General features: G+C 55.6%; 1 protein-coding gene. It reads left to right on the top strand.

Features of this window, described 5'->3' with window-relative positions:
* A partial coding sequence (locus tag BUE76_RS00545; RefSeq protein WP_216820594.1) for an FG-GAP repeat domain-containing protein occupies positions 1-1,608 on the top strand: 1,608 nt, incomplete at its 5' end.
* Between the last annotated feature and the right edge of the window lie 42 nt (positions 1,609-1,650).

Raw genomic sequence — 1,650 nt, 5'->3', positions numbered from 1 at the left:
TGGCCTGATGGTAAAAGAACCGTGCAGCAAGGTATTGCGGTAAATCAGCACCTGCGCTTGTCACAAATAGATGCGGTATTCAACACCTTCTCCACTTTAACCAGTTCCGCAACCTATTTTCAACCTTCCACTTTACAACTGCCTTTCACCCACCAGGAGAACCCCTTTGTGGACTTCGACCGCGACAAGCTGCTCTTTCACATGCAGAGTACCGAAGGGCCGCGCATGGCAACAGGTGATGTAAACGGCGATGGCAGAACAGACCTTTACCTCTGTGGTGCTAAAGGACAGCCCGGCAGCCTGCTGGTACAGGACGGTAGTGGTAAGTTCCAACCCACCAACGGGGACCTGCTGCTGCAGGACAGGGAAAGCGAAGATGTGGACGCCCTCTTCTTTGATGCAGATAAGGATGGCGACCAGGACCTCTATGTGTGCAGCGGTGGTCCTGAAGCTTCTGCCCAGGACCTCGCGCTGATGGACCGCCTCTACTTAAACGATGGCAAAGGTGTGTTCAGCCGCTCTCCACAGGCCTTGCCTTCGCTTACTTTAGAGCCTTCCTCCTGTGTACGTGCAGGTGATTGGGACAGCGATGGCGATCTGGATCTCTTTGTAGGTATCCGCATGCAGGCGGCCACACCGGGAGTAGGTGGAAGGGGCTACCTTTTGCAGAACGATGGAAGGGGCGGCTTTACAGATATCACGCGCCGTGCCGCACCTGAACTCCTGACCGCCGGCATGATCCGCGACATGCAGTGGTGGGACTATGATAAAGATGGCCGTAAGGACATGGTGCTTGCAGGGGAGTGGATGGGCATCACCGTACTGCACAATGAAGGTGGTGCACTCAGGCTTGCTGATCCAAAAGGTTTAGGCCTGGAACATACAAGGGGCTGGTGGAACCGCCTGAAGGTAGCCGACCTTAATGGTGACGGCTATGAGGACCTGGTTGCCCTGAACCATGGGGAGAACTCCCGTTTTCGCGCATCTGCTGAAAAGCCGGTGGAGTGGTGGGTAGGTGACTTTGACGGCAATGGCAGCACCGAGCACATGCTCACCTGCTACAATGGGGAGGAGAGCTATCCCATGGCACTGCGGCACGATGTGGTAGGTGTGCTGCCGGTGCTCAAAAAGCAGTACCTGAAGTACGAGCAGTACAGGGAGCAAACCATCAGGGACATGTTTACACCCGATCAGCTGCAAAGGGCAAGGCACTATGTTGCCGAAGAGCTGCGCAGCGTGGTGGTGCTGAACAGGGGCGGTAAGTCTTTCGGTGTACAGCCGCTGCCCACAGAGGCACAACTCTCCGTGCTATATGGCGTGGAGGTGGTGGATGTAGATAGCGATGGCAAGAAGGACCTTGTGTTGGGAGGCAATTTCTACGAGAGCAAACCTGAGGTTGGCATCTATGATGGCTCGTATGGCTGTGTGCTGAAAGGAGATGGAAGGGGTGGCTTCAGCACTTTGCCGGTAAGCCGCAGTGGACTGGTGGTTCAGGGTGCAGTGCGCGACATAGCCCTGGTAAATGCCGGCGGTAAATCCCTGCTGTTCTTTGCCCGCAACAATGCATCTGTTGCAGTTCATGGGCTTCGTTCCCGTGCCGCTCCGTAGTAATGAGGGTGCCTCCCCTTTGTAAAAGGGGCGACCTTCAAC

The organism is Cnuella takakiae, from assembly GCF_001953305.1.
GTDB classification, from domain to species: Bacteria; Bacteroidota; Bacteroidia; order Chitinophagales; family Chitinophagaceae; genus Flavisolibacter; species Flavisolibacter takakiae.
The sequence above is the reverse complement of the archived record's forward strand: the minus strand, read 5'-3'. Positions and strand labels throughout refer to the sequence as shown.